7 protein-coding genes and 1 pseudogene are annotated in these 8,550 nt (G+C 73.0%); all 8 read right to left on the reverse strand.

What is annotated here, in order from left to right:
* Positions 1-1,080 (reverse strand): acetylornithine transaminase (locus tag AB0I76_RS16890; protein WP_357035779.1); only part of this gene is annotated, 1,080 nt, incomplete at its 3' end.
* Complete coding sequence (argB, locus tag AB0I76_RS16895) at positions 1,077-1,964, reverse strand: acetylglutamate kinase (protein WP_357035782.1); 888 nt, start codon at positions 1,962-1,964, stop codon at positions 1,077-1,079. The genes AB0I76_RS16890 and argB, both read right to left, overlap by 4 nt.
* Before the next feature lie 58 nt (positions 1,965-2,022).
* The gene (gene argJ, locus AB0I76_RS16900; RefSeq protein ID WP_357035785.1) at positions 2,023-3,195 is read right to left on the reverse strand and encodes a bifunctional glutamate N-acetyltransferase/amino-acid acetyltransferase ArgJ; all 1,173 of its coding nucleotides are present in this window, start codon (positions 3,193-3,195) and stop codon (positions 2,023-2,025) included.
* Positions 3,196-3,241: 46 nt separating this feature from the next.
* Positions 3,242-4,243, reverse strand: a complete 1,002-nt coding sequence (gene argC, locus AB0I76_RS16905; protein ID WP_357035788.1) for an N-acetyl-gamma-glutamyl-phosphate reductase — start codon at positions 4,241-4,243, stop codon at positions 3,242-3,244.
* A 164-nt stretch (positions 4,244-4,407) separates the two neighbouring features.
* Positions 4,408-5,433, reverse strand: coding sequence for an NAD-dependent epimerase/dehydratase family protein (locus tag AB0I76_RS16910; RefSeq protein ID WP_357035791.1), 1,026 nt, complete (start codon positions 5,431-5,433; stop codon positions 4,408-4,410).
* Between the two features lie 8 nt (positions 5,434-5,441).
* The gene (locus AB0I76_RS16915) at positions 5,442-6,227 is read right to left on the reverse strand and encodes a glycosyltransferase family 2 protein (RefSeq protein ID WP_357035794.1); all 786 of its coding nucleotides are present in this window, start codon (positions 6,225-6,227) and stop codon (positions 5,442-5,444) included.
* Entirely contained in the window at positions 6,224-7,435 is a 1,212-nt protein-coding gene (locus AB0I76_RS16920; RefSeq protein WP_357035797.1) for a nucleotide sugar dehydrogenase, read from the reverse strand. The genes AB0I76_RS16915 and AB0I76_RS16920 overlap by 4 nt, the downstream gene beginning before the upstream one ends.
* Before the next feature lie 218 nt (positions 7,436-7,653).
* A pseudogene (locus AB0I76_RS16925) lies at positions 7,654-8,550 on the reverse strand (phenylalanine--tRNA ligase subunit beta); the annotation flags it as partial.

The raw sequence follows: 8,550 nt of genomic DNA on the forward strand, positions 1-8,550 counted from the left end.
CCCGGCTACACCCAGGGCTGCCCGTCGCCGTCCACGGCCCGCCAGGTCTCCGGCGACCTCTGGTACGTCGAGGTACGCGGTCAGCACCACGCCGAGCAGCAGGCCGGCGCCCCGCACCTCACCGACCAGCGGGTGACCGAGCGCCTCGACGCCCCGACGCAGCCGCTCGCCGACCCGCTTGACGTGGTCCAGCAGGCCCTCGTTGGCGATCGTCGCCACCACCGCGAGGGCGGCGGCGCAGGTGACCGGGTTGCCGCCGAAGGTGGTGCCGTGCGACCCGGGACCGAGCAGCTCGGCGGCCCGGCCGAAGGCCAGGGCGGCACCGATCGGCAGGCCACCGCCGAGCCCCTTGGCCAGGGTGACCACGTCCGGCTCGACGCCGTCGGCCTGGTGGGCGAACCAGTGCCCGGTACGACCGACGCCCGTCTGCACCTCGTCCAGCACCAGCAGCGCGCCGTGCCGGGCGGTGATCCGGCGGGCGGCGGCGAGGTAGCCGGATGGCGGGACGACGACGCCGTTCTCCCCCTGGATCGGCTCCAGGATCACCATCGCCGTGGCGTCGGTGACCGCCGCCTCCAGGGCGACCACGTCGCCGTAGTCGACGTGGGTCACCTCACCGGGCAGGGGGCGGAACGGGTCGGCCTTGGCCGGCTGCCCGGTCAGGGCGAGGGCACCCATGGTCCGGCCGTGGAAGCCGCCCCGGGCGGCGACCACGTGCGACCGGCCGGTGAGCCGGGACAGCTTGAAGGCCGCCTCGTTCGCCTCGGCGCCGGAGTTGGCGAGGAACACCCGGCCGGGGCGCCCGGCGAGGGCGAGCAGCAGCTCGGCCAGGGCCACCGGCGGCTCGGCGACGTACAGGTTGGAGACGTGCCCGAGGGTGGCGACCTGCTTCGACACGGCGGCCACCACGGCCGGGTGGGCATGACCGAGGGCGTTGACCGCGATGCCCCCGACCAGGTCGACGTACTCCCGGCCGGCATCGTCGACCACGACGGCGCCGGAACCGGCGACCAGCGCCAGCGACGGGGTGCCGTAGTTGTCCATCATCGACTGCCGCCAGCGGTCCACGAGCGCACTCATGACGGGATCACCATCGTTCCGAAGCCTTCCGACGTGAACACTTCCAGCAGTGTGGAGTGGGCGACCCGGCCGTCGACGACGTGCGCGGCGGGCACACCCTGACGCACCGCCCGCAGGCAGGCCTCCATCTTCGGCACCATTCCCGACTCCAGCGACGGCAGCAGTTTCGCCAGGTCGTCGGCGGTGATCTCGCTGACCAGGCTGGTGGTGTCGGGCCACTGGGCGTACAGGCCGGGGACGTCGGTGAGGACGACCAGCTTGCGCGCGCCCAGGGCGACCGCGAGAGCGGCCGCGGCGGTGTCGGCGTTGAGGTTGTGCAGCACCCCGTCGGTGTCCGGGGCGACGGTGGAGATCACCGGGATCCGGCCGGCGGCGATCAGGTCGGTCACCGCCGAGATGTCCACCGACTCCACGTCACCGACCTGACCCACGTCGACCGGTTCCCCGTCCACGTACGCCGGCCGCCGCACCGCGGTGAACAGCCCGCCGTCCTCGCCGGAGAGGCCGACGGCGAACGGGCCGTGGCTGTTGATCAGCCCGACCAGCTCCCGGCCGACCTGGCCGACGAGCACCATCCGGACCACGTCCATCGCCTCCGGGGTGGTGACCCGCAGGCCGCCCCGGAACTCGCTGGGGATGCCGAGCCGGCCGAGCATCGCCGAGATCTGCGGGCCGCCGCCGTGCACCACGACGGGCTTCAGGCCCGCGTACCGCAGGAAGACCATGTCGGCGGCGAAGGCCCGCTGCAGCTCGGGGTCGACCATGGCGTTGCCGCCGTACTTGACCACGACGGTCGAGCCGGAGAACCGCTCCAGCCAGGGCAGCGCCTCGATCAGCGTGGCGGCCTTCGCCTGGGCGCGGGTGAGGTCGGTGGAGAGGCTCATGTCCGAGCCTGCCATTCGTTCGCGACTGCGGGACTCCGCTTCGCTGCGTTCCTCGCGCTCACGTCGAATACGCCGAGTTCTCGTGCACGTACGCGTGGGACAGGTCGTTGGTCCAGATCGTCGCGGCGGTCGGGCCGGCGTGCAGGTCGATGCGGATCGTGACGTCCCGGCCGGTCAGGTCGACCTTCGAGCGGTCCTCGGCGGCGGCGCCGGACCGGCACACCCGAACCCCGTTGACGGCGACGTCCACGCCGTCCGGCTCGAACGCGGCGGCGGTGGTGCCGACGGCGGCGAGGATGCGGCCCCAGTTGGGGTCGTTACCGAACAGCGCGGTCTTGACCAGGTTGTTGCGGGCCACCGACCGGCCCACCTCGACCGCGTCGTCCTCGCTCGCGGCGCCGACCACCTCGATGGCGATCTGCTTGGTGGCGCCCTCGGCGTCGGCGATCAACTGCTGGGCCAGGTCGTGCGTGGCGGCGGTGACCGCGGCGGTCAGCTCCTCCTCGGTCGGTGCGATGCCACTCGCGCCGCTGGCCAGCAGCAGGACGGTGTCGTTGGTGGACATGCAGCCGTCGGAGTCGATCCGGTCGAAGGTGACCCGGCAGGCCGCCCGCAGCGCCGCGTCGAGGGTGTCCGGGCCCGCCACCGCGTCGGTGGTGAGCACGCAGAGCATCGTGGCCATCGCGGGGGCGAGCATGCCGGCGCCCTTGGCCATACCGCCGACCGTCCAGCCGCTGCCCTGCGCGACGGCGGTCTTCGGCCGGGTGTCGGTGGTCATGATCGCCTGGGCGGCCGGCATCCCGCCGTCGCGGGACAGCCCCCGGACGGCGGTGCGGACGCCGGACAACAGCGCCGGCATCGGCAGCCGCTCACCGATCAGGCCGGTGGAGCAGACCGCCACCTCGCCCGCGCCCAGCAGCAGGCGGGCGCTGGCCGAGCTGAGCGCGGCGGCGGTGTGCTCGGCGGTGGCGTGGGTGTCCTGGAAGCCGGCCGGGCCGGTGCAGGCGTTGGCGCCGCCGGAGTTGAGCACCACGGCCCGGACGACGCCGCCCCGGACGACCTGCTGGGTCCAGAGCACCGGTGCGGCCTTGACGCGGTTGGCGGTGAACACGCCGGCGACACCGGCGTCGGGCCCGTCGTTGACGACGAGGGCGACGTCGGCGTTGCCGCTGGCCTTGAGCCCGGCGGCCACGCCGGCCGCCCGGAAGCCCCGGGGAGCGGTGACGCTCACGGTACCGGCCTTTCGTTCGCGACTGCGGGGCTGTGCTGCGCCGCGCTCACGGCGCCACGCCCCAGATGGACAGGCCCGTCGTCTCCGGCAGGCCGAGCATGAGGTTGGCGTTCTGCACGGCCTGGCCGGCCGCGCCCTTGCCGAGGTTGTCCAGTGCGCTGAGCACGATCATCCGGCGGGAGTCGACGTCGACCGTGGCCTGCAGGTGGCAGGAGTTGGAGCCGAGGGTGGCGGCGGTGTGCGGCCAGGCGCCCTCGGGGAGGACGTGCACGAACGGCGTGTCCGCGTACGCCTCGGCGAGCACCGCCCGGGGGTCGACGCCGCGCGCCGGGACGGCGGTGACCGTGGCGAGGATGCCGCGCGGCATCGGCGCGAGCAGCGGGGTGAACGACAGGCCGGTCGCGCCGGTAGCCTGCTTGATCTCGGGCACGTGCTGGTGGGTGCCGACCCGGTAGGGCGACAGGTCCCCCATGACCTCGCTGCCGAGCAGGTGCGGCTTGGCGGCCCGGCCGGCGCCGGAGGTGCCGGAGGCGGCGACGACCACCACGTCGGCGGGGTCGGCGGCGCCCGCGGCGACCAGCGGGGCGAGCGCCAGGGAGATGGCGGCGGCGTAGCAGCCGGTGTTCGCCACCCGGGTCGACGTGGCGATCAGCTCCCGCTGGCCGGGCAGCTCCGGCAGGCCGTAGGTCCACTGCCCGGCGTGCGTGCCACCGTAGTAGTGGGCCCAGTCCCACGGGCTGGCCAGCCGGTGGTCCGGGCCGAGGTCGACGATCCGGACCTCCGGCGGAAGCTGGGCGGCGAGGGCCGCCGACTCACCGTGCGGCAGGGCGAGGAAGACCAGGTCCGCGTCGCCCAGGGTCGCCGCGTCCGTCTCGCCGAGCACCAGGTCCAGGCCCGTGAGCTGCGGGTGTACGGCGTCCAGGCGGTGACCGGCCTGGCTGTGCGCGGTGGCGGCGACCAGGTCGAACTCCGGGTGCCCGGCGACCAGGCGGATCAGCTCGCCCCCGGCGTAGCCGCTCGCTCCGGCGACCGCGACTCGGATTCCCATACTCACCTCCGCATGACTATGCAGCAGAGGCTAACAGCCCAGTGCATGGTCATGCAATGCATTGCATGGAGATGAGGTGTGGTGGCGGCCACCCGCCTTCCCCGAAAAGGCCGAGGCCCGTGCCGCAGGACGCGGCACGGGCCCGGAACGGACAGCGGGGCGGATCAGAGGCGGCCCTCCTCGACCGCCCGCGTCACCCACGGGATGACCTCGTCGAGCATCTCGTCCAGGCCGGTGGTGGCGGTGAAGCCGAGCACCTCGCGGGCCTTCGTCACGTCCGGCACCCGCTTCTGGACGTCGTACCGGAACGGATCGTCGGACAGGTGGCGGAACGGCACGTCCGGTCCCTTGATCTTGCGCCAGATCAGTCCGGCCAGGTCGAGGACGCTGGTCGACTCGGCCGTGGAGAGGTTGAAGTCCTCGTTGCGCGCCGCCGGGTGCTCGATCGCGGTGGCGATGCCCCGGGCCAGGTCGCCCCCGTAGGTGTAGTGCCGCACCTGGCTGCCGTCACCGAGGACGTGCAGCGGGTCCTGCCCCTTGACGATCTTCTGCACCAGGTCGGGGACGACGTGCGACATGGCCAGCTTCACGTTGCCGGAGAGCACCTCGGCCTGACCGAGCGCCCGCCCCTCGCCCACGCCGACGCAGTTGAACGGCCGCACGATCGTGTACGGCAGCGCGTACTGCTCCCAGGCCGCCCGCGCGTAGTACTCCACCGCCAGCTTCTGGAAACCGTACGAGGACAGCGGCGGCGGGATGCGCCGTTCGTCGCCCTCCCGGCTCGGCCACTGCTCGGTCGACTCGTAGACCATCGAGGACGACAGGTAGGTGACCTTCGCCAGCCGCCCGTCGCGGTGCGCCCGGATCGCCGCGTCGCAGGTCGACGCCATGATCCGCTCGTTGGTGGCGAGCAGGTCGTAGGCGTACGCGTGGAAGTAGGAGATGCCGCCGATCATCGCCGCGCCGGCGACCAGGTGGTCGCAGCCGTCCAGCAGCTCGGTCAGCAGGTCCGCGTCCTGGGCGTCGCCCTCGACGAACCGGTAGCGGGGGTGGTCGTCGTAGCTGTGGCTCACCGGCCCGTACTTCGAGAAGTTGTCGATGCCGACCACCTCGTGGCCCCGGCCCAACAGCTCCTCGACGAGATAGCCGCCGATGAAGCCGGCCGAACCAGTAACCAGGACCTTCGCCACGTGCGCTCCTATGCGGTCTTCTCGAACTCGGTGCTGTCGCGGGGTTGGGCCGGCACGGCGGCGGGCCGTGCCGGCGTGGCCAGTTTCCCGGCGCTCAGCCGTCGACCGTAGGCGAAGAAGTACCAGCGCAGGTAGCCGGGGAGGAACCGGCCCAGGTCGAAGTGCGACTCGCCGAGCGGCCGGTCCAGCCAGATGGTCGGGATCTCGGCGACCGGCAACCGCAGGCGGGTGGCCTTGGCGGTCAGTTCCAGGCCGATCTCGAAACCGGTCCGCGACTCGATCCCCACCTGGCGGACGAAGGCCGTGTCGTACGCCTTGAAGCTGTTGGTGGCGTCCCGCGTGCCGACCCGGGCGAGGGTGTAGAGGCTGCGGCCCGCCCAGCGCGACATCATCCGCTTCAACCGGGGCCCGCCGACCTGCTGGCCGCCCGGCATGTACCGGGACGCGGCGGCCACCACCACGCCCCGGTCGACCAGCCGGGCCAGCTCGTCGATCTGCCGCGGATCGTCGCAACCGTCGGCCATGGTGACCACCGCGACCGGGGCCGTGGCCGCGTCGATGCCGAAGCGGATCGCGTTCGCCGGACCGCGCCCGTACGTGTTGAGCACCGCCCGGACGCGCGGATCGGTACGGGCGACCTGCTCGACGTACGGGACCGTGGTGTCCTCCGGCATGTCGTGCACGATGAGGACCTCGGCGGGCAGCAGCAGCTCCCGGAGCATGCGCTCCAGACAGCGCAGGATCGCCTCGCCCTCGTTGTAGACCGGCACGATCACCGAGACCCGGGGCTTCACACCCGCACCCCCGTCCCGGTCAGGCCCCACATGTCGATCACCGGTTTGTCGGTGTCGAGGCGCGCGTACTGCTCGTGCGGGGCCGCGATGACCAGCAGGTCGGCCCGCTCCAGCACCTCGTCGAGGTCGACGAAGCGCTCGTCGGCCACGTACGGGTCGGTGCAGAGGGTCTCCCGGGTCTTCAGGGCGAGGATCTTGCGCAGCTTGTAGGCCAGGCTCTCCCGGGGGTCGTCGCTGCCGCCCTTGAACGCCATGCCGAGGATGCCGACCGTCGACTCGGCCAGGTCGAACCGGTCCTCCAGCCGCGACACCAGGTACAGCGGGAGCCCCTCGTTGATGAGCATCGCGGAGTGGCCGAGCACGAAGTTGTTCCGGTTGAAGGCGGCCAGCTGCATGGTGTCCTTGAACAGGCACGGCCCGGCGGCGAAACCGGGCATCGGCAGGTCCGCCGCGCGCGGGTAGTCGAACGCCACCGCGTGCCGGATCCGGGCGAAGTCCAGCCCGAAGTCGTTGGCCATCATCCAGAACTGGTTGGCGGTGGCGAACTTGATGTACCGCCAGGTGTTCGTGAACAGCTTCGCCAGCTCCGCCTCCTCCGGTTCGAGGGGCACGATCTGCTCGGTCAGGTGCCGGAACAGCTTCTCGGCCCGGGCCAGCGCGTCCGGCGTACGGGCGGCGACGATCTGCGGCAGCGTGAACAGCTCGGTCATCGCCCGTCCCTCGGCGATGCGCTCCGGGCAGAACGCCACGTCGGCGCGGAGGCCCTTGCCGACCAGGAGCTTCTCGGTCAGGGCCGTGACGCCGGGGTAGACGGTGCTGCGCAGCACGATCAACTGCCCGTCGCGCAGGTGCTCCGCGCAGCGCTCCAACGCCCGGGGCACCGCGCCCAGGTCCGGGTTGAGGTGCTCGTCGACGGGAGTGCCGACGACCACGACCAGGTGCTCGGAGGCACCGACGCTGGCCGGGTCGGTGGTGGCCCGCAGCCGGCCGGCGGCGACCGCCTCGGCCAGCGGTCCGGCCGCGCCCGGCTCCGCGAACGGCAGCGTCGCCGCGTTCACCGTCGCCACGGCGTCGGCGTTGATGTCGTACAGCACGACGGAGAGCCCGCGCGAGGCGAAGGCGATGCCCAGCGGCAGGCCGACCCGGCCACAGCCACCGACGATGCAGACGTCCACCGTGGTGGGCGACTCGGGCGGTTCCTCGGACATCGGTGGACTCCCGTGGGGGTGGCGGGGGGTGCGATCCCGGCGTCAGCCGGAATCACAGCAGGCTAACCGCTCGGACGTGACTCATGGGTAACCGAACGATCCTTCGCCTCTGACCATTCGGCCGATCATCGACCGTCCGTGACGACTCCCTCACCGACGAACGCAAGGAAGGGCCCCTTCTTAACGCCTGGCGTTGAGAAGGGGCCCTTCCTTGCACGTCAGGCGCCGCGGAGCACCGCTCCGAAACGCTCGGCGGCGCGGGCGACCGCCGCGTCGCGGGCGGCCACCGCCTCCTCCACCGTCAGCGTCCGGTCCGGGGCGCGGAAGGTGAGCTTGTACGCCAGCGACCGGCGGCCCGCCCCGAGCTGCTCGGAGGCGTACACGTCGAACAGCCGCACCGACTCCAGCAGCTCACCCGCACCCTCGACCAGCGCCTCCTGCACCTGCGCGGCCGGTACCGAGGCATCCAGGACCAGCGCCACGTCGATCAGCGCGGGCGGGAACCCGGACACCGCCGGCCCGGGCGCCATCGGCGCCGCCGGCACCGCGTCCAGGTCCAGCTCCATGGCACACGTACGCCGGGGCAGCTCCAGCCCGGCGAGGACCGCCGGGTGCAGCTCGCCCGCGTACCCGACGACGGTGTCGTCCACCAGCAGCTGCGCGCACCGCCCCGGGTGCCAGGGCGCGTACTCGCCGGCCCGGACCGTGACCCGCTCGGCGGGGATCCCGGCGACCGCGAGGACCTCCCGGCCGGCCTGGACGGCGTCCGCCCAGCCGGCCGTGCGGCCCGCGCCCCACCAACCGGTCTGTTCGATCTCCCCGGCGAGGACCACGCCCACGTGCCGGGGCTGGTCGGGCAGCACCGAGTCGGCGGCGGCGAACTCCGCGTCCGACGGCCGGCGCTCCACGCCCATGTGCGGCGGGGTGCCGGCGCCGGAACGCGGGTGGAACACCGTGCCGATCTCGTACAGGGCCAGGTCCCGCAACCCCCGGCCCAGGTTGCGCCTGAGCGCCCCGAGCAGCGGGCCGAGCAGGCTGGTGCGCAGCAGCGGCTCCTCCTCGGACAGCGGGTTGGCCACCCGCACCGCCCGCCGCCGCGCGTCGTCGGCGGGCAG

Origin of the sequence: Micromonospora sp. NPDC049799 (assembly GCF_040656655.1) — a bacterium.
Classification (GTDB): Bacteria; Actinomycetota; Actinomycetes; order Mycobacteriales; family Micromonosporaceae; genus Micromonospora.